Source organism: Pseudomonas grandcourensis, assembly GCF_039909015.1.
Lineage (GTDB): Bacteria > Pseudomonadota > Gammaproteobacteria > Pseudomonadales > Pseudomonadaceae > Aquipseudomonas > Aquipseudomonas grandcourensis.
On record NZ_CP150919.1, the window covers coordinates 5,547,547 to 5,573,499 of the forward strand.

Sequence of the window (25,953 nt, forward strand, 5' to 3'; positions counted from 1 at the left end):
ATGCCTTGCTTGGCGATGGAACAGAGCTTAGTTGCCTGACTCAGTACAAAAAATGCGATGCTTGAACATAGTTTGTTTCTGAAAGCGGGCAAATCATGGATCGTCTTCAAGCAATGCGTGTATTCGTTACGGTGGTCGACCTCGGCAGCCAGTCGGCCGCAGCCGATCATCTGGAGCTGTCACGGCCGGTGGTGTCGCGGTATCTGGCGGAACTGGAAGACTGGGTCGGCGCACGCCTGATGCATCGCACCACGCGCAAGTTGAGCCTGACCGCCGCTGGCAACGAGATCCTGCCCCGCTGTCGGCAGATGCTCGACTTGTCCACCGACATGCAGGCTGCCGTCAGCGAACCGGATGACGCACCGCGCGGCCTGCTGCGAATCAGCGTCAGCACCTCCTTCGGCCAGGCGCAACTGGCCGATGCCATGGCTGCGTACGTGCGACGCTACCCCGGCGTCAGCATCGACATGCAGATGCTCGACCGCACCGTGAACCTGGTAGATGAGCGCATCGACCTGGCGATCCGCACCAGCAACGACCTGGACCCGAACCTGATCGCCCGCCGCCTGACGGTTTGCCGCTCGGTGATCTGCGCGTCCCCCGCTTACTTGCGCGAGCACCCGGCGCCGCAACGGGTCGAGGACCTGAGCCGGCACAATTGCCTGACCCACTCCTACTTCGGCAAAAGCCTGTGGCATTTCGAGCAGGACGGCGAGCAGGTTTCAGTACCGGTGCAAGGCAACATCAGCGCCAACGAGGCCAGCACGCTGCTGCGCGCAACGATCGCCGGCGCCGGGGTGGCGATGCTGCCCACGTACCAGGCTGGGGTGCACATTCACAGCGGCGAGTTGATTCGCCTGCTGCCAGCGGCTGAACCCCGGCAAATGAACGTATATGCGGTGTATGCCTCGCGCAAACACATGCCGGCGGCGTTGCGCAGCTTGCTCGATTTTCTGGTGGTGAGGTTTCCGGAGGAACCGGAGTGGGATATCGGGTTGTAAATGGAAACTCTGTGGGAGCGAGCTTGCTCGCGATGGCTGCAGAACATTCACCAATGATGTCGACTGATCCACCGCTATCGCGAGCAAGCTCGCTCCCACAGGAGGCATCAGCGTTCTGAATGTCGCGGTACTTCCATAACGTGCTTTGCTGGTAACTCACCCGCGTTGACCTATGCTCAAAGTAATACCGAAAGGTATTGGTTCAGAGGTCAACGCCATGAACATCAGAACAAGAAGATACCTCGCGATTTTCATCACCTGCGCGGTCACGCTCGGGCTATACGGAGCTGCCGCCTGGCGCGTCGAGCAACTGCGCAACCTGCCCCGTGAATACGCGAGCTGCAACTTCGAGCGCTGCATCCCCCACAACGCCACCCTCAACGCCCTCCGGTAACGAAGGGGGTCAGGCTTCGTTGTCCTGATCGGCCTTCAAGCGGTCGCGGAACGCCTTGGGCGAAATGCCCACTCGACGCCGGAACAGACGCGTGAAGTTGGTCGGATCGGAAAACCCCAACACGTCGGACATTTCATAAATGGTCATGCTGGTGTAGGTCAGCAAACGCTTGGCCTCCAGCAATTGCCGCTCGTGCATGATCTGCAACGCCGGTTGCCCCGCCAGCTCACGGCAGGTGCCGTTGAGGTGCGACACGGAAATCCCCAGCCGGTGCGCCAGGTCCTCGACCTTGACGTGCTGGCGATAGGTCTCTTCCACCAGCTGAATAAACCCGTTGAGGTATTCTCGGGCCCGCTGCGGTCGCGCCATGGCGGTGCGACGCTGGATGACCTGGCGGCTGACCCACACCACGATCACACTGACCAGCGAATGCATGAGCATTTCCCGCGCCGGTTGATGGCTGGTGTATTCGTTCTGCAAGGCGCTGAACAGGCTGTTGAGGTACTCGGCGTCTTTGCCCGCCGGGTAGCTTTCGGACTGGGCCAGGGCATTGAGCGACTGCCCCAACTGCATCTGCAGGTGGGCGATCAGCGGCGCGGCCAGGGTCACGACAAACCCTTCCACGTCCTCGGAAAAGCGAAAGCCGTGCACCGACAGCGGTGGCAGGATCTGGATGGCCGGCTCCACCAGTTGCGTACGCTTGCCTTCGATTTCAAGCTCTGCCTGACCTTTGAACACGAAGAGCAACTGGCATAAATCAGCGTGGCGGTGAGGTTTGATTTCCCAATGATGTTCGCGACTGCGTTTGGAAATGGTTTCACAGTGCAGCAAGTCCGGGGTCGGCCAATCCAGGCTTTCACCGTAGAGCTTGAACACCGGAATCGAAGGCAGGTCGGGCTTGTTCATCACTTCAATCCAGGCCTCGGAGTAGATGACGGGCGATAATCGCACCGATTGGCAGAATGTACAGCTATCGGCTCAGTTTTCACCTTCAATTGACAGACCCGCAAGGGAAAAATGCAAGCACTCGATCCATAAAAATAATTCACCGGCCCTGGTCGCGTGAAGCTTGCGAGTCATAAGAACAATGAAAACGCTGAAAACCCAAGTTGCCATTATCGGTGCTGGCCCTTCAGGCTTGCTGCTCGGCCAATTGCTGCACAACGCCGGCATCGACACCCTCATACTCGAACGTCAAACCCCGGACTATGTACTCGGCCGAATCCGCGCCGGCGTGCTCGAACAAGGCATGGTAGAGCTGTTGCGTCAGGCCGGCGTGAGTCAGCGCATGGACACCGAGGGACTGGTCCATGGCGGCTTCGAACTAGCCCTCGACGGACGTCAGGTACATATCGATCTGCACGCCCTGACGGGTGGCAAGACCGTGATGATCTACGGCCAGACCGAAGTCACCCGCGACCTGATGGCCGCTCGTCGGGAGGCTGGCGCGCAGACGATTTATCAAGCCGAAAACGTCGTTCCCCACGGCATGAAAACCGACGAAGCGTTTGTCACTTTTGAGAAAGACGGCGAACGGTATCGCCTCGATTGCGACTACATCGCCGGTTGCGATGGCTTCCATGGGGTGGCGCGACAATCGATTCCCGCCGACAGCCTGAAAGTCTTCGAACGGATTTATCCGTTCGGCTGGCTCGGGATCCTGGCCGACACTCCGCCAGTCCACGAAGAGCTTGTATACGCCCGCCACGAGCGCGGTTTTGCCCTGTGCAGCATGCGCTCGCCGACGCGCACCCGTTATTACCTGCAAGTGCCCACCAGCGATCATGTGGATAACTGGTCGGATCAACGCTTCTGGGACGAACTCAAATCGCGACTGCCACAACAGTTGGCGGACAAACTGGTAACGGGCCCGTCCATCGAAAAAAGCATCGCGCCACTGCGCAGCTTTGTGGTCGAACCCATGCAATACGGTCGCATGTTCCTGGTCGGTGACGCCGCGCACATCGTCCCGCCCACCGGCGCCAAGGGTCTGAACCTGGCGGCCAGTGACGTCAGTACGCTGTTCAACATCCTGGTCAAGGTTTACCGCGAAGATCGCCTTGATCTGCTGGAAAAATACTCGGAAATCTGCCTGCGCCGCGTGTGGAAGGCCGAACGGTTTTCCTGGTGGATGACCTCGATGCTGCACCGTTTCGACGACCACGATGCATTCAGCCAACGCATTGCCGAGTCGGAGCTGGAGTATTTTGTCGGCTCCGAAGCGGGTCGAAAAACCATTGCAGAAAACTACGTCGGGCTTCCGTACGAGGCTATCGAATAGCCTGCTATCGACTTACACTGGCGAGCATTCCCGCTCGCCTTGCTACTTGCGGGTCAATCACTGCCCGCAGGTTTTCCCGTGACCAATCTCCACCAGCCTGAAACGCCCAAACCCGCCATCCGCAGCGTGCTGGTCGCCCTGATGCTGGCGATCTTTCTCGGGGCGCTGGACCAGACCATCGTCGCCGTTTCGATGCCGGCCATTTCCGCGCAATTCAAAGACGTCAGCCTGCTGGCCTGGGTGATTTCCGGCTACATGGTGGCCATGACCGTGGCGGTGCCGATCTACGGCAAACTGGGCGACCTGTACGGGCGGCGCAAGCTGATGCTGTTCGGCATGGGCCTGTTCACCCTGGCATCTGTGTTCTGCGGCATGGCCCAGAGCATGGAGCAACTGGTGCTGGCGCGGATCCTCCAGGGCATCGGCGCCGGCGGGATGATTTCGGTGAGTCAGGCGATCATCGGTGACATCGTGCCGCCACGGGAGCGCGGTCGTTACCAGGGCTACTTCAGCAGCATGTATGCCGTGGCCAGCGTGGCCGGCCCGGTGCTCGGCGGCTACATGACCGAATACCTGTCCTGGCGCTGGGTGTTCCTGATCAACCTGCCGCTGGGCCTGGGTGCCTGGCTGGTGGCGTATCGCACGCTGGTGGGCCTGCCGATTCCGCAACGCAAACCGATCATCGATTACCTGGGCACCGTGCTGATGATCATCGGGCTGACCGCGTTGTTGCTGGGCATCACCCAGGTTGGCCAGGGCCATTCGTGGCGCAGCGCCGAAGTACTGGCGCTACTGGCCAGTGCGGTGCTGGTGCTGGGGCTGTTCGTCGTCCACGAGCGGCGGGCGCGGGAACCGTTGTTGCCCATGCATCTGTTCGCCAACCGCAACGCGATCCTGTGCTGGTGCACGATTTTCTTCACCAGTTTCCAGGCCATCTCGCTGATCGTATTGATGCCGCTGCGCTTTCAGAGCGTCACCGGCGCCGGTGCCGACAGCGCCGCCCTGCATCTGCTGCCGCTGGCCATGGGCTTGCCGATTGGCGCGTATTTCGCCGGCCGCCGCACCTCGGTGACCGGACGCTACAAACCGATGATCCTTACCGGTGCGGCGCTGATGCCTGTCGCAATTATCGGCATGGCGTTCAGCCCGCCCCAGGCGTTCGTCGTGAGCAGCCTGTTCATGTTGCTCTGCGGAATATCCTCGGGCATGCAGTTCCCGACTTCATTGGTCGGCACCCAGAACTCGGTGGACCAGCGGGACATCGGCGTGGCCACCAGCACCACCAATCTTTTCCGTTCGCTGGGTGGCGCCGTGGGTGTGGCGTTGATGTCGGCCCTGCTGTTGGCGTTGTTGCAGGATTCAAGTTTCGCGCACCTGGCCGGTTCGTCGCTGATTGCCGAAGGCAGTTCAGGGAATGTGTTGCTGGACGGGTTGAACGCCGCACCGGGTGACGCGCAGAACGCCTTGCGTGGCGAATTGCTGTTGACGTTCCGGCATTTGCTGACGGTCAGCGCGGCCGTTTCATTGCTGGGGCTGGCGGCGGCGATTGCCATGCCGAACATGCTGTTGCGCGGGCGTGAGGACAAGGTTCGGTAGGTAGACCGAGTCGCCTGTATTCGCGGGCAAGCCCGCTCCCACAAGTATTGATGTAGTTCACAAAATCTGTGGTCAACACTTAAACCTGTGGGAGCGGGCTTGCCCGCGATGGCGTCCTCATTGAAACCATAAAATCAAGGGCTGTAATACCCGACCGCCACCAGAAAATGCCCGACCTTCTTCAGGTAGGCATGCTTGTTCTCGACCTTGCCGGTCACCGGGTTCTTCCAGCGGTACTCGTATTCGCCATCATCCTGCTTTGCCATCAACGCCAGAATCGGCTCGCCCACCGGTTTGCCTTCCGGATCTGCGATCTTGCTGAAGTCGGTGTTGATCAGCCGCAGGTTGGTGCCGTGGGCCACATAACGCTGGGTGTCCAGGTCGACGACGAATACGTACAGGTCATCCTGCAGGTAGCCGCCCTTGAGGGAGTTGATCGCCGTCAGGGTGCCCTTTTCGTCCTTGGCCAGATCGGTTGCCGCTTTGTTCAGCAAGGCCATGGCCTGTTCGGCGGAGGCCCGTGGCAAGTAATAACCGACCGCCAGAATCCGCTGGCCAATGCGCTGGTAGTAGACGTGCTTGCGCTCGACCTTGCCGTCGTTCCAGTTCTGCCAGCGATACTCCGCCTGCTGAATGCCATTGCCTTCCGGCACTTTCAGGGCGTCCTTGAAGGTTTTCTGCAAATCCGGCCCAAGCACCTCCGAGACGTCCCGGCCAATCAGCGCCGACGACGGCCCGCCACTGGCGAGCATCACGCCCTTGGTGTCGAGCACGAAGACATAACGGTCCTTATCGACAAATTCCCCCTGGCGACTGAATGCCGCCAGGGCCTTGTCGCCATTCTGGTGGTAGTAGGCCAGGGCTTTTTCCAGCAGGGCAATGGCCGCCTTGCTGTCGTCCTTTTCCGTCCCGGCGGCTTGCGCCTGGCCCAGGCACAGCAAAAACATGCCGCACAGCAAGGCGAACCTTTGCAGAAACCCCATTGCGCATCCCTCGTTCCTGGTGGTGTTTCAAGAGAGTAGACGGCAATGGGGTTTGTATGGATTTTGAGGAGAGCGCAGCGTGAGGCTTTTGTGGCGAGGGGGCTTGCCCTCTCGCCACAAAAACTCGGATTACTGCTTAGCGCGCAGTTGCTGTTGAAGGTTCTGGATCTGCGCCTGAAGGGTATTGATGTTGCGGGTGACCTGGCTGCGGAAGGCATCGAACTCGGCCGTGTTGGTCGAGCCCTGTGTGACTGCCGGACGGTTGTCCTGCATGCTCTTGAGCACGATCATGTCTTGCTCGAGACGCTCGATGGCAGCGCTCGGGTTGCCTTGTTTCTTCAGTGTGGCGACATCGGCACCCAGGCTTTTCAACTGTGTATCGAGTTTTTCCGAGTCAGACGGGGCGCTTTTCAGGGCGGCCAGTTCAGCACTCAAGGCTTTGACCTGGGCCTGCAACTGCGTATTGGCCGTCTGATGTTCGGTGTCCTGGGCAGTCAATTGCACCAGGCGCTTGTCCAGTTCGGTGGTTTGCGCGGTCATTTGTGCCAGTCGCTTGTCCAGGTCCGAGGCCTGGCCGGCAACACCTTGCTGCTGGGCGTTCTGGTCCTGGAGCTTGCTTTCAAGCTGGCGGATTTGCAGCTTCAACGCCTCGCTGTCGGTGTTGACACTGGTCTGGCTGGCAACAACCTTGCCGGAAATATCCTGCAGGCGCCCTGCCGCTTCCTCACTGATTCGAGCGAAGCTTTCCTGTGTCGCCACCAGCTGCTGTTCCATCAGGGAGATCTGCTGAAAGCTCCACCAGGCCAGGCCCGCGAATGCAAAGAACAACGCCCCGACCAACGCCCACAAGGCACCGGTACTCGCCGCCTTGACCTTCACCACCGGCACCGGGCGCGAATGCACGACCGTGCGGGCAGTAGGCGGAAAATCGTCGTCGAGAACGTCTGCACGCAGGCTCGGTACATCGTCGAAGTCGTCGTTGGCATCGTTACGCATGGACATTGAATAAACCTTAGTGAAACACATGATGGCTTTATGCCGCGCAGTATAAACCCCGCAGCCGTAACCATTGACCCTGAAGTCCCGTTTCCGGTTCAGTAAGGGGTCGTTGTCCTGACATCATCGAATAGCCTGAGCCTTCCACCAGCCACAGAATTCATCGAGGGCCGTCCAGAGGCTGACCTTGGGATCGTAATCCAGATAATGCCGGGCGCGGCTGATGTCCAGGGTGAAATTTTTGTTCATGACCTGCATGCCCAGACGCGACAGCGTCGGTTCGGGACGCCCCGGCCACAACTTGCACACACCCTCGTTGAGCGCCGCCACGCTGTAGGCCAGGCCGTAGGAACGGTAGCGGGTGACCTGTGGGACTTCCATGTTGCGCATGACGTAATTGACCACATCCCACAGGGGAATCGGCGTTCCGTTGCTGATGTTGTAGGCCTTGCCCAGTGCAGAACCGCTGGCCAGCAAACTGCTGAGCAACGCCTCGTTGAGGTTTTGCACGCTGGTGAAGTCAACTTTGTTCAGACCGTTGCCGATGATTGCCAGGCGCCCCTTGCGCTGCATGTTCAACAGGCGCGGGAAGATGCTCATGTCGCCGGCCCCGGTGACGAAACGCGGGCGCAGGGCCAGGGTTTCGAGACCGAACTCCTGGGCACCGAAGACTTTTTGCTCGGCCAGGTACTTGGTGGCGGCGTAAGGGTGTTTGAAGCGCTTGGGCACCTGCTCTTCGGTCAGGCCCAGGTGATCGCGACCATCGAAGTAGATCGACGGCGACGACAAATGCACCAGCCGCCGAACCCGTTGCTTGAGGCAGGCTTCGACCACGTTCTCGGTGACCTGGACGTTGCCCTGCTGGAAGTCCTGATAGCGGCCCCACAAACCGACGGCACCGGCGCAATGCACCACGGCCTCGACGTCCGAGCACAGCTCGCGCGCCAGTTCCGGGTCGCTCAAGTCACCCTGGATGAACTCGGCTCCCCGGCGTACCAGATGCTCCACACTCTCGGCCCGGCGACCGTTGACCCGCACGTCCAGGCCCTGCTCCAGGGCAAAACGCGCAAAGCGCCCGCCGATGAAGCCGCTTGCGCCGGTAACCAGAATCTTCATGAATTGCTCCGAATATTTCGTTTTGCGTATTACGTGAGGTCTTGACGCTGTGCGTCAGTCCAAGGGCACCAGCCATTGCTTCGATGCGCTGACCAATTGATCGGTGAGCAGCCCCAGCAACTGGCCGCCATTACGCCAATGATGCCAGTACAGCGGCACATCGATCGGCTTATCTGGCAGCAACTCCTGCAATACGCCCCTTTCCAGTTGCTCGCGCACCTGCAGTTCCGGGACCAGCCCCCAGCCCAGCCCGGCTTCCGTCAGACGAATGAAGCCTTCAGAGGACGGGCATAAATGGTGTTCGAAACCGCCCTCGACGCCGAGGGACGCAAGGTAGCGATGCTGCAGGAAATCGTCCGGGCCAAACACCAGTGCCGGGGTTCGGGCCAACTGATCGGCGCGTACGCCTTGCGGAAAATGCCGGGCAATAAAGGCGGGGCTGGCCAATGCCCGGTAACGCATGGCCCCCAGCAACACGCTGCGCGCACCCGCCACCGGCCGCTCGCTGGCGCAGACGCAGGCCGCCACTTCACCGGCGCGCATGCGCTTGAGGCCGACGGTCTGGTCTTCGACCACCAGATCCATCAACAGATGCTGTTCGGCGCAAAACGCCCCCACCGCCTGCGCCCACCAGGTGGCCAGGCTGTCGGCGTTCAGGGCGATTCGCAGGCGTTCCGGCAGGCCCTCTTCATCCAGCGCCGGCACCAGGCTTTGCAGATCCCGTTCAAGCAATCGCACCTGCTGCACGTGGTTGAGCAACCGTCGGCCGATTTCCGTCGGCGTTGGCGGCGTGGCCCGCACCAGCACCGGCTGGCCAACCCGCGCTTCCAGCAGCTTGATGCGCTGGGAAATCGCCGATTGCGACAAGCCCAGTACCTGGGCCGCCCGTTCAAAGCCGGCTTGTTCGACCACGGCGGCCAAGGCAGAAAGCAATTTATAGTCGAACATCAGTTTTCCTAATGAGCGATCAGCAAGATTTGTTTTTCTTATACAGCCTTCACAAGGACAATGACCAGCAAGAACTCTTGAACAAGGATCACCCACATGGCTGGCGAAACTTCATTGGCAACGCTGCTGCGCAGCATGAGCCCGCAACTCAACGCCGGCGAATACGTGTTCTGCACCCTGCGTGACGGCAAGTTGCCCAGGGATCTGGAGATTGTCGGCAGCTTCCGCGAACAGGAAGGCCTGACCGTGATTCTCGAGCGTTCCCACGCCGAAAAAGCCGGATTCAGCTTCGACTACATCGCCGCCTGGATCACCTTGAACGTACATTCGGCCCTCGAAGCGGTGGGCCTGACCGCCGCGTTCGCCACGGCACTGGGCCAGGCCGGAATCAGCTGCAACGTGATTGCCGGCTACTACCACGACCATTTGTTTGTCGGCCAGGCCGACGCCGACCGTGCCCTGCAAGTGCTGCGGGATCTGGCAGCCAACGCGGAGTAAAAAATCATGTGGCAAAGTTATGTGAACGGCCTGTTGGTGGCCTTCGGCCTGATCATGGCGATCGGCACCCAGAATGCGTTTGTCCTGGCGCAAAGCCTGCGGCGTGAACATCACCTGCCGGTGGCGGCACTCTGCGTGGCCTGCGACGCCCTGTTGGTGGCCGCCGGGGTATTCGGCCTGGCGACGGTGCTGGCGCAGAACCCGACGCTGCTGGCCATCGCCCGTTGGGGCGGCGCAGCGTTCCTGTTGTGGTACGGCAGCCAGGCACTGCGTCGGGCCTTCTCGAAACAGAGCCTTGAGCAGGGCGAAGGCCAGACCGTACGTTCGCTGCGGGCGGTGATGCTCAGCGCGCTGGCAGTGACCTTGCTCAACCCGCACGTCTATCTGGACACCGTGTTGCTGATCGGCTCCCTGGGCGCCCAACAAACCGAGCCTGGCGCTTATGTAGTGGGTGCGGCCAGTGCCTCGCTGCTGTGGTTTTTCACCCTGGCGCTCGGTGCGGCATGGCTGGCACCGTGGCTCGCTCGCCCCAGCACCTGGCGAATTCTCGATCTGTTGGTGGCCATGATGATGTTTGCCGTAGCGCTGCAGTTGATCGCGGCCAGCTGATTCGCAGAACCTCTATTCCACACAGTTGTTGCGTGGTTATGCCGCCCCCCCGGTGCTATGATCCGACTCCCTGCGCCGCAAAGAGTACAAACTCCCCGGCGCTTGTCTGGCCGCCCGTGATCGGCCTTGCGCTCACCGCAACTGACCTGATTAGGAGAATCATCATGGCTTTCGAATTGCCGCCACTGCCGTACGCACACGATGCCCTGCAGCCGCACATCTCCAAGGAAACCCTGGAGTTCCACCACGACAAGCACCACAACACCTACGTCGTGAACCTGAACAACCTGGTGCCAGGCACCGAGTTCGAAGGCAAGACCCTGGAAGAAATCGTCAAGACTTCCTCGGGCGGTATCTTCAACAACGCCGCTCAGGTCTGGAACCACACTTTCTACTGGAACTGCCTGGCGCCAAACGCTGGCGGTCAACCAACCGGCGCTCTGGCTGAAGCCATCAACGCGGCTTTCGGTTCGTTCGACAAGTTCAAGGAAGAGTTCAGCAAGACTTCCATCGGCACCTTCGGTTCCGGCTGGGGCTGGCTGGTGAAGAAGGCTGACGGCTCCCTGGGCCTGGCCAGCACCATCGGCGCCGGCAACCCGCTGACCAACGGCGACACCCCGCTGCTGACCTGCGACGTCTGGGAACACGCTTACTACATCGACTACCGCAACCTGCGTCCGAAGTACGTCGAAGCGTTCTGGAACCTGGTCAACTGGAAGTTCGTGGCTGAGCAGTTCGAAGGCAAAACCTTCACCGCTTAAGCTCGACGCCAGTCAAAAGAACCCGGCTTTTTAGCCGGGTTTTTTATTGCCCGGGATTTTCAGCGTTCGGCAGAGCCCCTTCGCGAGCAGGTTCGCGATGAACGACGAAGCGGTCAACCTGACTGAATGCCTATCCCTGCGGATCGACGTTATCCAACGCACGATTCACCGCCAGTTCCGCCAGCATGATGATTTGCGCAATGGCCAACGCCGTGTTGCGCTGAGGGCCGGTCAGGAAGGTGGCGAAATCACTCGCCATGACGTTGGCCGAAGCCAATGACTCACAAGCGTGGGCCAGCAGGGATTCGGTATCCATGTCCGGGACGATCATGAACATGGTGTTGGGGGTGTAGGGTTTGGCTGTATTTAAGGGCGGATCGGGGATTAACTTATCCACTGAAATATTCCTATGTGGTGGGTGCCACCCATTGCCGTTCTCACACGGCAAAGAGGTGGCAGCTATGTGCGAGGTGAGAAAACCGGTCATAGGCACCCGGCCAGACAAAAGTCTGCCCGCACACAGCCGCCATAACGCATTTACAGGCAGCGAATAAGCTGGCGGCAATTATGCGGATACTGGCACTGGATGACTATGACTTGCCGGGTTCTCACACCCGGTCGCTGAGTTTTCAGCGACAGTCAGAGGCTATTGAGTCCGCTTCCGACGGGCAACCTGAAAACTGCGTGGGAAACTTCTGGCGCTTTCCTACACCGCGTTAACCCGCAAGAACGTAACGCGGAGCGTCACTGGCAGCATTCCCACGCGGGAAGCGTGGGAACGATCAGCTTAGAGGCGTGGGAGATTGGTCGGCTGGCAGGCCGCCATCGCGAGCAAGCTCGCTCCCACAGAAGAGCAAAGGCAGAGCAGCCCACACCACCCCGTCGCTTCTCACCACTCATCAGGCCGAGCGTTAGCTCGCCTGCAGCTCTTGATCTTGATCCACCCGCCCCCTCGGAAGGCTGAGTGGAGGTGTTCATCCGGGGACTGGCGCGCAGCGCCGTTCGACGCAGTCGAACTCATTGCATGTAGGTCGAAGCGAAGCCGACCGGAGGGCAATGCCCCCGGATGAATACCGCAGCGAAGGAACCCCGAGCCTCAGCGAGGGGCCGTACGTAAGGGGCGAGACCTTTGGTTCCTTTGGGCTGGGCCGGCACTCCGGCGTTTGCCAAAGGGACTCGCCGTAAGGGCCAGCCCTTTCAAGGTGTTTTCGCTTTATGGGCTTTGAGCACCCGGTCGGTCGACACATGAGCATGCGCAGCTTTGCCGTCCAGCCACTCCTTGGGTTTGGCGATTTTGGGACCACGTATGCTTTTGGCGACCTGTTTGGGCTTGATGTTCCTGGCCAGCGCCAACAGACGCTCCGCCAGCGTTTCCGAGGTCGTTTGGAGTGATAGATAGTCCGAGGGCAACGCGATCTGCATGCCCTCATAACCGCTGCGTACTTGTACCGTCAGATGGAAGATCGAAGCTTCCCAGCCTTCGGGCAATGTCTCGCGATGAGCCTGCTCCACGCTGCGTTTGAGCACTGCCAGGACGTTGTAGGCCAAGATCGCTGAAGCAAAACCCAGCAACGCCGCCCGCGGAGCGCCAAGGCTTTCGATTTCACTGTCCAGCACCGATTCCAGGCGCTGGAACATCCCTTCGATACTCCAGCGACGACGGTATAACTCGGCGATCTGCCCGGCGCTGACGGTGTCTGGCAAGTTGCTCCAGAACCACATCACAGTGTCGCCTGAGTCAGTAGGTGCCTGTAGGTTCAGTTCAACTCGGCGCCAGCGGTGACCACCTTTGAGTTCGATGATTTGCTCGCGCACCGTTCCGGATTCGATGGCCACAGATTCTTGCCAGCCGCCTTCCTCAATCAACCGTGGATGCTTGCTTTGCTGGCGAATAATGAAAGAAGCGCCCGCTTCCTCGCAGGCTTGCATGACGGGCAGCGTGCAGTACAACCGATCAGCCATCCACAGCTGGCCCTTAGTGGCGCAGGCCAACAACGGCAGCACGCTGACGCGCTCACTCGCGTAGGCATCCTCGCATGGCTGCAAGTCGACAATCTGATCCCGGTCCGGGTCGTAGACCACTACTGAAAACCCTGGTCGCGCCGCACCTCGCTCACGCCGCAAGGCCCCCAAGCGTTTTTCGGTAGATGGCAGGTGATTGCCGTCAACGATGCGCAGCTGCCAGCTGGGCAAAATGGCTGAACAGCCCAACTCTTTTATCGTCGGAGCCAAGCGCTCGGCGCTTCCTGTAACCAACGCCCGCAGCAACGCGGGCTCTGTGCGGCTGACCTTGTCATAGAGCGCCGCCAAGGTAACCGGTAGCCCCTCCATTTGCCGGGCAGCGGCATGCAAAGAAGGGCGCAAACCCAATGAAACAAGGGACATCAGCTCAACGATGGTCGAAAACAAAAGCTCACGCGGGTATTGGCGTTGACGGTGTTCTTCAAACACCTGATCAACCCATTCGGCAGGAACAGCCTGCTCCAGTATCAATTTAGTCATGACACTGGCCGGTGTCTTTTTTTCAAACCGCGCTAGAACTTCTGCCCACATCGTTTTCGTCACCCTGACTGGAGTTTTGGGGGAGTTTAAACGAAGACCTTGAAAGGGCTGGCCGTAAGGGCGAAACCATAAGTCGCCGTTACCAAAGAAACGGATATGTACTCCGTCAAAAAACCAAACCACCCCACAAAACCCAAGGCATTTTCCGACGATGAAACAGGCCGGCAACCCCTTGCCCCACAGCCACAGACGGCTAACATCAAACAAAAGGAAAATATCTACACCCCCGCCCCTCAAGTTGAAGGACTCGACAACCGACACAGTGCTAATAGGCTAACTCGCCAGGACAACTGCAAATCGGCCAAGCTGCAGGCAAAATCCCCCGAGGATGATTGTCCCTTTGACTGCCATCACGGGATTGCCAATACTCATGGCAACTTGATGCTACCCGCACGGAACAAGGAATAACCCTTTGAAGCTGGAACTCAAGAACAGCTTGTCGGTGAAGTTGCTCCGGGTCGTGCTCCTGTCGGCATTGATCGTCGGCGTGGTCTTGAGCTGCGCGCAGATTGTGTTCGATGCCTATAAAACACGTCAGGCTGTCGCCAGCGATGCCGAACGCATCCTCGACATGTTTCGCGACCCCTCGACCCAGGCCGTCTATAGCCTGGACCGGGAAATGGGCATGCAGGTGATCGAAGGCCTGTTTCAGGACGAAGCCGTGCGCCAGGCCTCCATCGGCCATCCCAACGAAGCCATGCTCGCGCAAAAGACCCGCGAATTGCAGCACTCCAACAGTCGCTGGCTGACCGACCTGATTCTTGGCAAGGAACGCACCTTCACCACCCAGCTGGTCGGCCGCGGGCCCTACAGCGAGTATTACGGCGACCTGAGCATCACCCTCGATACCGCCAACTACGGCCAAGGGTTCATTGTCAGCTCGGTGATCATCTTCATCTCCGGCGTCCTGCGCGCACTCGCCATGGGGCTGGTGTTGTATCTGGTCTACCACTGGCTGCTGACCAAGCCGCTGTCGCGGATCATCGAGCACCTCACGGAAATCAATCCGGATCGTCCCAGCGAGCACAAGATTCCGCTGCTCAAGGGGCACGAGAACAACGAACTGGGCATCTGGATCAACACCGCCAACCAGTTGCTCGAGTCCATCGAACGCAATACCCATCTGCGCCACGAAGCGGAAAACAGCCTGGTGCGCATGTCCCAGTACGATTTCCTGACGGGGCTGCCGAACCGCCAGCAATTGCAGCAGCAACTGGACAGGATCCTCGTCGACGCCGGCAAATTGCAGCGCCGGGTCGCGGTGTTGTGTGTCGGCCTCGATGACTTCAAGGGCATCAACGAGCAGTTCAGCTATCAGACCGGCGACCAGTTGCTGCTGGCCCTGGCCGATCGCCTGCGCGGTCATAGCGGTCGCCTCGGCGCCCTCGCCCGTCTCGGTGGCGACCAGTTCGCCCTGGTCCAGGCCGATATCGAGCAACCCTACGAAGCCGCCGAGCTGGCGCAAAGCATTCTCGATGACCTGGAAGCGGCGTTTGCCCTCGACCATCAGGAGATCCGCCTGCGAGCCACCATCGGCATCACCCTGTTCCCCGAGGACGGCAACAGCACCGAGAAATTGCTGCAAAAGGCCGAGCAGACCATGACGCTGGCCAAGACCCGCTCGCGCAACCGCTATCAGTTCTATATCGCCAGCGTCGACACCGAAATGCGTCGCCGCCGCGAGCTGGAAAAAGACCTGCGCGATGCGCTGATCCGCGATCAGTTCTACCTCGTCTACCAGCCGCAGATCAGCTATCGCGACAACCGCGTGGTGGGCGTCGAAGCCCTGATTCGCTGGCAACATCCCGAGCACGGTCTGGTGCCGCCAGACCTGTTCATCCCGCTGGCCGAACAGAACGGTACCATCATTGCCATCGGCGAATGGGTGCTGGACCAGGCCTGCAAACAACTGCGCGAGTGGCACGACCAGGGCTTCTCCGACCTGCGCATGGCGGTGAACCTGTCCACGGTTCAACTGCACCACGCCGAACTGCCACGGGTGGTCAACAACCTGCTGCAGATGTACCGCCTGCCACCGCGCAGCCTGGAGCTGGAAGTCACCGAAACCGGTCTGATGGAAGACATCAGCACCGCGGCCCAGCACTTGCTCAGCCTGCGCCGCTCCGGCGCGCTGATCGCCATCGACGATTTCGGAACCGGCTATTCGTCCTTGAGCTATCTCAAGAGCCTGCCCCTGGACAAGATCAAGATCGACAAGAGCTTCGTCCAGGACCTGCTTGATGACGACGACGATGCGACCATCGTTCGCGCCATCATCCAGCTGGGCAAGAGCCTGGGCATGCAGGTGATTGCCGAAGGCGTGGAAACCGCCGAGCAAGAGGCCTACATCATTTCCGAAGGTTGCCACGAAGGTCAGGGCTATCACTACAGCAAGCCGTTGCCGGCACGGGAACTGGGCGTTTACCTCAAGCAGGCCCAACGCAGTAATGCGGCCATCCTCTAAATCGTCAACAACCGCACAGCGGCGTTCAGCCGCTCGAGCGATCCCTTGATTTGCAGCAAACCATTCGCTGAATAAGAAATATTTACAGGTACAACCCTTTACACATAATGCGAAAGATTTGCATTATGTCGCAGTTTTGCGTGTGCATAGCACGACTCCACCCCTATCGAAGCAGGATGTTCGCCATGATTCGTATGCCTCTGGCTACCGCCAGTCTGTTGGCCATCGCTATTTCCCTCGCCGGTTGCGGCGAAGGTAAAGACCAAGAAAAAGCTGCCGCGCCAGCTGCCAGCACTGCGGCTGCCCCGGCTGCTCCAGCCGCTGCGCCTGCCGCTGCCGGTAAAGTCGACGAAGCCGCCGCCAAAGCCGTTGTCGCCCACTACGCCGACATCGTTTTCGCCGTCTACAGCGATGCCGAATCCACCGCGAAGACCCTGCAAACCGCCGTAGATGCCTTCCTCGCCAAACCGAACGCCGACACCCTGAAAGCCGCCAAGGCTGCCTGGGTTGCCGCTCGCGTGCCTTACCTGCAGAGCGAAGTGTTCCGCTTCGGCAACACCATCGTTGACGACTGGGAAGGTCAACTGAACTCCTGGCCGCTGGACGAAGGCCTGATCGACTACGTCGACAAATCCTACGAACACGCCCTGGGCAACCCGGGTGCCACTGCCAACATCATCGCCAACACTGAAGTGCAGATCGGCGAAGACAAGGTCGATGTCAAAGACATCACCCCGGAAAAACTCGCCAGCCTGAACGAGCTGGGCGGTTCCGAGGCCAACGTCGCCACCGGCTACCACGCCATCGAATTCCTGCTCTGGGGCCAGGACCTGAACGGCACCGGCCCTGGCGCCGGCAACCGTCCGGCTTCGGACTACCTGGAAGGCAAAGGCGCTACTGGCGGTCACAACGATCGTCGTCGTGCCTACCTGAAGTCCGTGACTCAGCTGCTGGTCAGCGACCTGGAAGAAATGGTCGGCAACTGGAAGCCGAATGTGGCCGACAACTACCGCGCCACTCTGGAAGCGGAACCGGCTGAGTCCGGCCTGCGCAAAATGCTGTTCGGCATGGGCAGCCTGTCCCTGGGCGAACTGGCGGGCGAGCGCATGAAGGTTTCCCTGGAAGCCAACTCCCCGGAAGACGAACAGGATTGCTTCAGCGACAACACCCACAACTCGCACTTCTACGATGCCAAGGGCATTCGTAACGTGTACCTGGGTGAATACACTCGCGTCGACGGCACCAAAATGTCCGGCGCCAGCCTGTCGTCCCTGGTGGCCAAGGCCGATCCGGCTGCCGACACCACGCTCAAAGACGACCTGGCCGCCACCGAAGCCAAGCTTCAGATCATGGTCGACCACGCCAACAAGGGCGAGCACTACGACCAGTTGATCGCTGCCGGCAACACCGCAGGCAACCAGATCGTCCGTGACGCCATCGCGTCCCTGGTCAAGCAGACCGGTTCGATCGAAGCCGCCGCTGGCAAACTGGGCATCAACGACCTGAACCCGGACAACGCTGATCACGAATTCTGATCAACGCTGGCTGAGTGAGTGATAAGGCGACCTTCGGGTCGCCTTTTTCATATCTGCCCTACATCAAGCGAACGATAATTCCTCTTATTCAAATTCCCATCCCCTGTTAGACTTTGCGCCCTTGTTTTGCTCGTCTTGCAGGATGTCTGATGCCCTCGCTGCCTCTTCGCTTGTCCGCACTGTTTCTGGCCCTGGGCCTGAGTGCCTGCGATGACGCCCCGAAATTCACCCAGGCCGAACCCGGTGAAGCCCGCTCCGGTGGCAGTGCGACGGTGCGCAAGACCGATCAGAACGCGTTTTCCATGCCCTCGGCGAACCTGCCGCCGTCTCGGCGCGTGGATTTCAGCGTCGGCAACAGCTTCTTCCGCAGCCCTTGGGTGATCGCCCCGTCGACGACGACCGCTCGCGATGGCCTCGGTCCACTGTTCAACACCAATGCCTGCCAGGGCTGCCACATCAAGGACGGCCGCGGCCATCCGCCGACGCCCGACGATGTGAACGCCGTGTCGATGCTGGTACGCCTGTCGATTCCCGACGCCCCGGCGTATGCCAAGGTCATCGAACAGCTCGGCGTGGTGCCGGAGCCCGTCTACGGCGGCCAGTTCCAGGACATGGCCGTCCCCGGCGTGGCCCCCGAAGGCAAAGTGCGGGTCGATTACACCGCCGTTCCGGTTCGCTTCAAGGACGGCACCGAAGTCGAGCTACGCAAACCGAGCCTGAACATCACACAGCTGGGCTACGGCCCGATGCACCCCGACACTCGTTTCTCGGCCCGCGTGGCGCCACCAATGATTGGCCTGGGTCTGCTCGAAGCGATCCCCGAGGAGGCAATCCTGGCCAACGCCGAGGCACAGGCCAGGGCGAACAAGGGCATCAGCGGACAACCGAACCGGGTCTGGGATGACGCCCAACAGAAGACCGTTCTGGGACGATTTGGCTGGAAAGCCGGACAACCAAACCTCAATCAGCAAAATGTTCACGCCTTTTCCGGTGATATGGGCCTCACGACCAGCCTGAGACCCTTTGATGACTGCACGGACGCGCAAACGGCCTGCAAACAGGCCCCCAGTGGCAACGGCCCCAATGGCGAGCCGGAAGTCAGCGACAACATCCTGCGCCTGGTGCTGTTCTACAGCCGCAACCTCGCCGTACCTGCCCGCCGTGACGTCAACGCACCTGAAGTTCTGGCCGGCAAAACCCTGTTTTATCAGGCCGGTTGCCAATCCTGTCACACCCCGAAGTACACCACCGCCGCCAACGCCGCCGAACCTGAACTGGCCAATCAAGTGATTCGCCCGTACAGCGATCTGCTGTTGCATGACATGGGCGACGGCCTGGCCGACAACCGTAGCGAATTCCAGGCCAGCGGCCGCCAATGGCGTACCCCGCCGTTGTGGGGCATCGGCCTGACACAGGCGGTCAGCGGCCACACCCAGTTCCTGCACGATGGCCGCGCCCGCAACCTGCTCGAAGCCGTACTCTGGCATGGCGGCGAGGCGACTGCGGCGCAGCAACAGGTTTTGTCTTTCAATGCCGAGCAACGCGCTGCGTTGCTGGCGTTCCTGAATTCCCTTTAACACGCATTCCACTCGCGGGAGCCCGACATGTTCCGTCCCAAACTGTTGTTCACCAGCCTTGCCGCCCTCGCCTTGGGCGCCTGCTCGCCCCAAGACCCGCAAGCGGTCACGTCGGCGGCCATCGCCAAGTCGGTGATCCTGCCGACCTACACCCGCTGGGTCGAAGCCGACCGTCAATTGGCGGTCAGCGCCCTCGCCTACTGCGAAGGCAAGGAAACCCTGGAAACCGCCCGTGCCGACTTCCTGCACGCGCAAAAAGCCTGGGCCGAGTTGCAGCCGCTGCTGATCGGGCCACTGGCCGAAGGCAACCGTTCGTGGCAAGTGCAATTCTGGCCGGACAAGAAAAACCTGGTCGGCCGTCAGGTCGAGCAACTGGTCACCGCCCAGCCGCAAATCGATGCCGCCGCCCTGGCCAAGTCCAGCGTTGTGGTACAGGGGCTCTCGGCCTACGAATACATTCTGTTCGACAGCAAGCCTGACGTGGCCAACGCTGAGCAGAAGAGCAAATACTGCCCGCTGCTGATCGCCATCGGCGAACGCCAGAAGCAATTGGCCGAAGAGATTCTGCAAACATGGAACAACACCGACGGCATGCTCGCGCAAATGAGCAAATTCCCGAACCAGCGCTATGCGGACTCCCATGAGGCGATCGCCGATCTGCTGCGCGTGCAAGTCACGGCAATCGACACCCTGAAGAAAAAACTCGGCACGCCAATGGGTCGCCAGACCAAGGGCGTGCCGCAACCGTTCCAGGCCGATGCATGGCGCAGCCAGTCGTCCCTGACCAGCCTCGAAGCCAGCCTCGCGGCCGCCAAAACGGTCTGGGAAGGTGTGGATAACAAAGGCCTGCGCAGCCTGTTGCCGAGCGAGCAGAAGCCGCTGGCCGACAAGATCGACGCGGCCTATGCCGCCTCCCTGAAACTGTTCGCCGGCAACCAGCGCTCGCTGACCGACATGCTCAATGACGAGGCCGGCCGCCAGCAACTCAACGAGCTGTATGACAGCCTCAACGTCGTCCATCGCCTGCACGAGGCCGATCTGGCCAAGGCATTGGGCATCCAACTGGGCTTCAACGCCAACGACGGTGACTGATGAGGGCGAGTTCCATGCTGCGACGCCAGGTTCTGACATTAGGTAGTTTGCTGCTGGGTGCAGTGACGCTGGGCGGCTGGAAGCTGTTCAAGCAAAAGGACAAGAGTCCGTTGTTGCTGTCGGCACGGGACGATACCGACGGCCAGCATTACGCCGTCGGTTATCGACTCGATGGCACCCAGGTGTTCGCCACCCGGGTCGGCCAGCGTTGCCACGACATCGTCAACCACCCGACACTGCCGATTGCGCTGTTCGTAGCCCGCCGTCCAGGCACCGAGAGCTACCTGGTCGACCTGCGCGACGGCGCGCTCCTGCAAACCGTGGTGTCACAGCCGAACCGGCACTTCTACGGACACGCGGTCATTCACCACAGCGGCGACTGGCTGTACGCCACTGAAAACGACACCACCGATCCGGGCCGCGGCCTGCTGGGTGTGTATAAGTTCGAAGGCGAGCGGCTGGTGCACAGCGGTGAGATTTCCACCCACGGCCTCGGTCCGCACCAGGTGTCGTGGATGCCCGATGGCGAAACCCTGGTGGTGGCCAACGGTGGAATTCGCACCGAGGCCGAAAGCCGGGTGGAGATGAACCTCAACGCCATGGAACCGAGCCTGGTCCTGATGCACCGCGACGGCACCCTGCTGAGCAAGGAAACCCTCGCCCAGCAGATGAACAGCGTGCGTCATCTGGCCATCGCTGGCGACGGCACCATCGTCGCCAGCCAGCAGTTCATGGGCGCGGCCCACGAGTCGTCGGAGTTGCTGGCAATCAAGCGTCCCGGCCAGCCTTTCGTCGCGTTCCCTGTGCCCGAGCACCAGTTGCAGGCCATGGGGCACTACACCGCCAGCGTCGCGGTACACAGCGACTTGCGCCTGGTGGCGTTGACGGCACCGCGGGGCAACCGTTTTTTCATCTGGGACCTGGACAACGGTGAGGTACGCCTGGACGCGCCACTGCCCGATTGCGCCGGGGTCGGCGCCGTGGCCGATGGTTTTGTCGTGACCTCGGGCCAGGGGCGCTGCCGCTACTACGACTGCCGCCAGACAAACCTCGTCGCAAAACCACTGGAGCTACCCGCAGGGCTCTGGGACAACCATCTGCACCTGATGGCCTGATTTTTTAAAAAGATCGCCGCCCTGGGCCGCGCCTGCATCGGGATGATGTCCCCCCGCAGGCGCGACCCGAGTCGGCGAATCTTTTAAGGCTTTCACCCCTCTAATACCTCACAACCTGTAAAAACGGCAGTTGGATTACCCTCTACACTCCCGGTAATGTGCCCCACTGTCTCGCCTGATTTCTCCAAGGAACTGGAATATGCTGCGTCGCCGCATGCTGATCATGTTGGGTGTTGTTCTACTGATTGTGCTGGTTCTGGCTGCGTACAAAGCCTTCTCGATCTACACGATGGTTCAAGGCTTCTCTGCGCCCAGGCCAGCCATCAGCGTTGCCGTGGCCACCGCCACCGAGCGCCCATGGCAAGCCCGACTGCCTACTGTTGGCACGCTCAAGGCATTGCAGGGCGTGGACTTGAGCCTGGAGACCGATGGCACCGTCATCGATTTGCAGTTCGAGTCAGGGCAAAAGGTCAAGGCCGGTCAACCACTCCTGCGCCTCGACAGCGCCGTGGAAAGTGCCCTGCTGGAAACTGCTCAGGCCGACCTCGGGCTGGCACAGCTCGATTACGGTCGCGGTAGCCAACTGGTCGGCAGCCAGGCCATTTCCAAAGGCGAGTTCGACCGACTTTCGGCGGTGCTGAAAAAGAGCAAGGCCACGGTCAATCAACTCAAGGCTGCGCTCGGCAAAAAAAGCATCGTCGCGCCCTTCAGCGGCACCATCGGCATTCGTCAGGTTGACGTTGGCGACTATCTTGCCAGCGGCACCATGATCGCTACCCTGCAAGACCTCAGTAGCCTGTATGTCGACTTTTTCGTGCCCGAGCAGTCGGTGCCGAAGATTGCGCTCGGCCAGCCAGTGAAGGTCATTGTCGCGGCGTATCCGACCCTGGAGTACCCCGGCACCATCAGTGCAATCAACCCTAAAGTCGAGAGCAGCACCCGTAACGTGCAGGTCCGCGCCACCCTGGCCAACCCCGATGGCAAGTTGATGCCAGGCATGTTCGCCAGCCTCCAGGTGCTCCTCCCCGACCCGCAGCCGCGCATCGTGGTGCCGGAAAGCGCGATTACCTACACGCTCTACGGCAACTCGGTGTATGTGGCCGTACCAAAGAAGGCCGAGGATGGCAGCCTGGTAAAGGACGACAAGGGCCAACCGGTGCTGATCGCCGAACGGCGTTTTGTCGAGACCGGTGAACGCCGCGACGGGCAAGTGATGATCACCAAAGGCGTGCAGAGCGGCGAGAAAGTGGTGACCGCCGGCCAGCTCAAACTGGATAACGGCTCACGCGTTGCCATCAGCGACGACAAGACCCTGACCGGGCAGAACAGCCCGCGACGCGCGGACTGATCAAGGAATCCCCATGGCTTTTACCGACCCGTTCATCCGCCGTCCGGTTCTCGCTACCGTGGTCAGCCTGTTGATCGTGCTGCTGGGCTTCCAGGCCTGGAGCAAGCTGCCGCTGCGCCAGTACCCGCAAATGGAAAACGCCCTGATCACGGTGACCACCGCCTACCCCGGGGCGAACGCCGAGACCATCCAGGGCTACATCACCCAACCGATGCAGCAAAGCCTGGCCAGCGCCGAGGGCATCGACTACATGACCTCGGTCAGTCGCCAGAATTTCTCGGTGATCTCGATCTACGCGCGCGTCGGCGCCAACAGCGACCGCCTGTTTACCGAGCTGCTGGCCAAGGCCAACGAGGTCAAGAACCAGCTGCCCCAGGACGCTGAAGACCCGGTGCTGAGCAAACAATCTGCCGATGCATCCGTGCTGATGTACATCAGCTACTTCAGCAAGGAGTTGAGCAACCCGCAGATTACCGATTACCTGTCACGGGTGATTCAGCCCAAGCTGGCGACCCTGCCCGGCATGGCCGAAGCCGAGATCCTCGGTAACCAGGTATTTGCCATGCGCCTGTGGCTGGACCCGATGAAGCTGGCGGGTTTCGGCCTCAGCGCCAGCGACGTGACCAACGCGGTGCGCCAGTACAACTTCCTTTCGGCCGCCGGCGAGGTGAAGGGCGAGTACGTGGTCACCAGCATCAACGCCAATACCGAACTCAAGTCCGCCGAAGCCTTCGGGGGGATTCCGCTCAAGGTCGATGGCGACAGCCGTGTGCTGCTACGTGATGTGGCGCGTGTGGAAATGGGTGCGGAAAACTACGACTCCATCAGCTCGTTCGGTGGCACCCCGTCGGTGTACATCGGCATCAAGGCGACGCCCGGCGCCAACCCGCTGGAAGTGATCAAGGAAGTGCGCAAGATCATGCCGGACCTTGAGGCCCAGCTACCGCCGAACCTGAAAGGTGAAATCGCCTACGACGCCACCCTGTTCATCCAGGCCTCGATCGACGAAGTGGTGAAGACCCTGTTCGAAGCGGTGCTGATCGTGATCGTGGTGGTGTTCCTGTTCCTCGGTGCCCTGCGCTCGGTGGTGATCCCGGTGGTGACCATCCCGCTGTCGATGATCGGCGTCATGTTCTTCATGCAAATGATGGGGTACTCGATCAACCTGCTCACCCTGCTGGCGATGGTATTGGCCATCGGCCTGGTGGTGGACGATGCCATCGTGGTGGTGGAAAACATTCACCGTCACATCGAGGAAGGCAAGACACCGCTCGAGGCCGCCATTGAAGGCGCCCGGGAAATCGCCATGCCGGTGGTTTCGATGACCATTACCTTGGCGGCGGTGTACGCACCGATCGGTTTTCTGACCGGCCTGACCGGGGCGCTGTTCAAGGAGTTCGCCCTGACCCTGGCCGGTGCGGTGGTGATTTCCGGTATCGTCGCCCTGACCCTGTCGCCGATGATGTGTGCGTTTCTGCTGCGCCACGACGAGAACCCCAGCGGCCTGTCCCATCGCCTGGACATGATTTTCGAACGCCTCAAGCGTCGCTACCAGAGCCTGCTTCACGGCACCCTCAACACCCGGCCGGTGGTGCTGGTGTTCGCCGTGATCGTGTTGTGCCTGATTCCGGTCCTTCTCAATTTCACCAAATCGGAACTGGCGCCGGATGAGGACCAAGGCATCATTTTCATGATTGCCAACGCCCCGCAACCGACCAACCTCGACTACCTGAATACCTACACCGACGAGTTCGTCTCGATCTTCAAGGCGTTTCCCGAGTACTACTCGTCATTCCAGATCAACGGTTTCAGCGGCGTGCAATCGGGCATCGGCGGTTTCCTGCTCAAGCCATGGGACGATCGCAGTCGCACGCAAATGGCGATCCTGCCCGAGGTGCAGGCCAAACTGGAAAAGATCCCGGGGTTGCAGATCTTCGGCTTCAACCTGCCGTCACTGCCGGGCACCGGCGAAGGTTTGCCGTTCCAGTTCGTCATCAATTCCGCCAACGATTACGAACTGCTGCTGCAAGTGGTCGACAGGGTAAAAAAACGTGCGAAGGAATCCGGCAAATTTGCGTTTGTCCACGTTGACCTGGCCTTCGACAAGCCGGAAGTGGTGGTGGATATCGACCGCGCCAAGGCTGCGCAGATGGGGGTTTCCATGCAGGATCTGGGGGGAACCCTGGCGACCCTGCTGGGCGAAGGCGAGATCAACCGATTCACCATTGAAGGTCGCAGCTACAAAGTCATTGCCCAGGTCGAGCGACCGTTCCGCGACAATCCGGACTGGCTGAACAATTACTACGTGAAAAACACCAAGGGCGAATTGCTGGCGTTGTCGACCCTGATCACCGTCACCGACCGTGCTCGACCGAGACAGCTGAACCAGTTCCAGCAACTCAATTCGGCCATCCTGTCCGGCGTGCCGCTGGTGAGCATGGGGGAAGCCGTCGACCTCGTGCGTCAGATCGCCCGGGAAGAGGCACCCGCCGGTTTTGCCTTCGACTACGCCGGCGCATCGAGGCAGTACGTTCAGGAGGGCAGCGCCCTGTGGGTCACCTTTGCCCTGGCGCTGGCGATCATTTTCCTGGTGCTGGCGGCCCAGTTCGAAAGCTTCCGCGACCCGCTGGTGATCCTGGTCACCGTGCCCCTGTCTATCTGCGGAGCATTGATTCCGCTGTTCCTGGGGTGGTCGAGCATGAACATCTATACCCAGGTCGGGCTGGTGACCTTGATCGGGCTGATCAGCAAGCACGGCATCCTGATCGTCGAGTTCGCCAACCAACTACGCAAGGACAAGGGCCTGACCGCACGGGAAGCGGTGGAAGAAGCGGCGGCCATCCGGCTGCGGCCGGTCTTGATGACCACGGCGGCGATGGTGTTCGGCATGGTGCCATTGATCATTGCCAGCGGCGCTGGCGCGGTCAGCCGGTTCGACATCGGTACGGTCATCGCGACAGGTATGTCGATCGGGACGTTGTTCACCCTGTTTGTGTTGCCCTGTGTCTACACGTTTCTGGCTAAACCGGATAAATCCTGATGCAGAAAAACCTGTGGGAGCGTTGAAACCTGGATTC

The 25,953-nt window shown here is 60.4% G+C and carries 22 protein-coding genes; 15 read left to right on the plus strand and 7 right to left on the minus strand.

Annotation, left to right across the window (positions count from 1 at the left end):
* Positions 1-95: 95 nt before the first annotated feature.
* Together AABM52_RS24830 and AABM52_RS24835 are read left to right on the plus strand one after the other, a co-directional pair.
* Positions 96-1,001, plus strand: a complete 906-nt coding sequence (locus AABM52_RS24830; RefSeq protein ID WP_347908721.1) for a LysR family transcriptional regulator — start codon at positions 96-98, stop codon at positions 999-1,001.
* Between the two features lie 217 nt (positions 1,002-1,218).
* Complete coding sequence (locus AABM52_RS24835) at positions 1,219-1,395, plus strand: hypothetical protein (RefSeq protein ID WP_007986083.1); 177 nt, start codon at positions 1,219-1,221, stop codon at positions 1,393-1,395.
* 9 nt (positions 1,396-1,404) lie between these two features.
* On the opposite strand, the gene AABM52_RS24840 is transcribed toward AABM52_RS24835, so the two are convergent.
* On the minus strand, positions 1,405-2,301 hold the full coding sequence (locus AABM52_RS24840) for a helix-turn-helix domain-containing protein (protein WP_347908722.1): 897 nt from the start codon (positions 2,299-2,301) through the stop codon (positions 1,405-1,407).
* A gap of 190 nt (positions 2,302-2,491) precedes the next feature.
* Here AABM52_RS24840 and pobA point away from each other — a divergent pair, with 190 nt between their 5' ends.
* Together pobA and AABM52_RS24850 are read left to right on the plus strand one after the other, a co-directional pair.
* Positions 2,492-3,676, plus strand: a complete 1,185-nt coding sequence (gene pobA, locus AABM52_RS24845) for a 4-hydroxybenzoate 3-monooxygenase (protein ID WP_347912684.1) — start codon at positions 2,492-2,494, stop codon at positions 3,674-3,676.
* Positions 3,677-3,754: 78 nt separating this feature from the next.
* On the plus strand, positions 3,755-5,272 hold the full coding sequence (locus AABM52_RS24850; RefSeq protein ID WP_347908724.1) for an MDR family MFS transporter: 1,518 nt from the start codon (positions 3,755-3,757) through the stop codon (positions 5,270-5,272).
* 134 nt (positions 5,273-5,406) lie between these two features.
* Here the strand turns inward: AABM52_RS24850 and AABM52_RS24855 are convergent, their stop codons facing one another.
* From AABM52_RS24855 to AABM52_RS24870, 4 genes are all read right to left on the minus strand, one after another.
* Positions 5,407-6,255, minus strand: coding sequence for a cache domain-containing protein (locus tag AABM52_RS24855; protein WP_347908726.1), 849 nt, complete (start codon positions 6,253-6,255; stop codon positions 5,407-5,409).
* Between the two features lie 129 nt (positions 6,256-6,384).
* Positions 6,385-7,257 (minus strand): ATPase, encoded by an 873-nt coding sequence (locus AABM52_RS24860; protein ID WP_347908728.1) that lies wholly within the window; start codon positions 7,255-7,257, stop codon positions 6,385-6,387.
* A 117-nt stretch (positions 7,258-7,374) separates the two neighbouring features.
* Complete coding sequence (locus AABM52_RS24865; protein ID WP_347908730.1) at positions 7,375-8,367, minus strand: NAD(P)-dependent oxidoreductase; 993 nt, start codon at positions 8,365-8,367, stop codon at positions 7,375-7,377.
* Between the two features lie 54 nt (positions 8,368-8,421).
* Entirely contained in the window at positions 8,422-9,315 is an 894-nt protein-coding gene (locus tag AABM52_RS24870; RefSeq protein ID WP_223460009.1) for a LysR family transcriptional regulator ArgP, read from the minus strand.
* Positions 9,316-9,411: 96 nt separating this feature from the next.
* Between AABM52_RS24870 and AABM52_RS24875 the strand changes: the two genes are divergently transcribed.
* The 3 genes from AABM52_RS24875 (at position 9,412) to AABM52_RS24885 (ending at position 11,183) form a co-directional block, all read left to right on the plus strand.
* Positions 9,412-9,813 carry an ACT domain-containing protein gene (locus AABM52_RS24875; protein ID WP_347908732.1) on the plus strand — a complete coding sequence of 134 codons (402 nt, stop codon included), beginning with the start codon at positions 9,412-9,414 and terminating at the stop codon, positions 9,811-9,813.
* 6 nt (positions 9,814-9,819) lie between these two features.
* Positions 9,820-10,422 (plus strand): LysE/ArgO family amino acid transporter, encoded by a 603-nt coding sequence (locus tag AABM52_RS24880; RefSeq protein ID WP_347908734.1) that lies wholly within the window; start codon positions 9,820-9,822, stop codon positions 10,420-10,422.
* A 164-nt stretch (positions 10,423-10,586) separates the two neighbouring features.
* A complete protein-coding gene (locus tag AABM52_RS24885) occupies positions 10,587-11,183 on the plus strand; it encodes a superoxide dismutase (protein WP_008052532.1) in 597 nt (198 codons plus the stop codon).
* A gap of 130 nt (positions 11,184-11,313) precedes the next feature.
* Here the strand turns inward: AABM52_RS24885 and AABM52_RS24890 are convergent, their stop codons facing one another.
* Together AABM52_RS24890 and AABM52_RS24895 are read right to left on the minus strand one after the other, a co-directional pair.
* Positions 11,314-11,586 (minus strand): DUF6124 family protein, encoded by a 273-nt coding sequence (locus AABM52_RS24890; protein WP_223460069.1) that lies wholly within the window; start codon positions 11,584-11,586, stop codon positions 11,314-11,316.
* A gap of 794 nt (positions 11,587-12,380) precedes the next feature.
* Positions 12,381-13,685, minus strand: coding sequence for an IS4 family transposase (locus tag AABM52_RS24895; RefSeq protein WP_347908736.1), 1,305 nt, complete (start codon positions 13,683-13,685; stop codon positions 12,381-12,383).
* A gap of 156 nt (positions 13,686-13,841) precedes the next feature.
* On the opposite strand from AABM52_RS24895, the gene AABM52_RS24900 reads away from it, so the two are divergent.
* From AABM52_RS24900 to AABM52_RS24935, 8 genes are all read left to right on the plus strand, one after another.
* Positions 13,842-14,153 (plus strand): hypothetical protein, encoded by a 312-nt coding sequence (locus AABM52_RS24900; protein WP_347908738.1) that lies wholly within the window; start codon positions 13,842-13,844, stop codon positions 14,151-14,153.
* Between the two features lie 4 nt (positions 14,154-14,157).
* Entirely contained in the window at positions 14,158-16,209 is a 2,052-nt protein-coding gene (locus AABM52_RS24905) for an EAL domain-containing protein (protein ID WP_347908740.1), read from the plus strand.
* A 185-nt stretch (positions 16,210-16,394) separates the two neighbouring features.
* On the plus strand, positions 16,395-17,744 hold the full coding sequence (locus tag AABM52_RS24910) for an imelysin family protein (RefSeq protein WP_347908741.1): 1,350 nt from the start codon (positions 16,395-16,397) through the stop codon (positions 17,742-17,744).
* 149 nt (positions 17,745-17,893) lie between these two features.
* Positions 17,894-19,321, plus strand: coding sequence for a di-heme oxidoredictase family protein (locus AABM52_RS24915; RefSeq protein ID WP_347908743.1), 1,428 nt, complete (start codon positions 17,894-17,896; stop codon positions 19,319-19,321).
* A gap of 27 nt (positions 19,322-19,348) precedes the next feature.
* The gene (locus tag AABM52_RS24920; RefSeq protein ID WP_347908744.1) at positions 19,349-20,413 is read left to right on the plus strand and encodes an imelysin family protein; all 1,065 of its coding nucleotides are present in this window, start codon (positions 19,349-19,351) and stop codon (positions 20,411-20,413) included.
* Positions 20,414-20,427: 14 nt separating this feature from the next.
* Complete coding sequence (locus AABM52_RS24925) at positions 20,428-21,528, plus strand: DUF1513 domain-containing protein (protein WP_347908745.1); 1,101 nt, start codon at positions 20,428-20,430, stop codon at positions 21,526-21,528.
* Between the two features lie 199 nt (positions 21,529-21,727).
* Positions 21,728-22,876: an efflux RND transporter periplasmic adaptor subunit gene (locus AABM52_RS24930; RefSeq protein ID WP_347908747.1), complete on the plus strand. Its 1,149-nt coding sequence runs from the start codon at positions 21,728-21,730 to the stop codon at positions 22,874-22,876.
* 13 nt (positions 22,877-22,889) lie between these two features.
* Positions 22,890-25,916 carry a multidrug efflux RND transporter permease subunit gene (locus tag AABM52_RS24935; RefSeq protein WP_347908749.1) on the plus strand — a complete coding sequence of 1,009 codons (3,027 nt, stop codon included), beginning with the start codon at positions 22,890-22,892 and terminating at the stop codon, positions 25,914-25,916.
* Positions 25,917-25,953 lie beyond the last annotated feature (37 nt).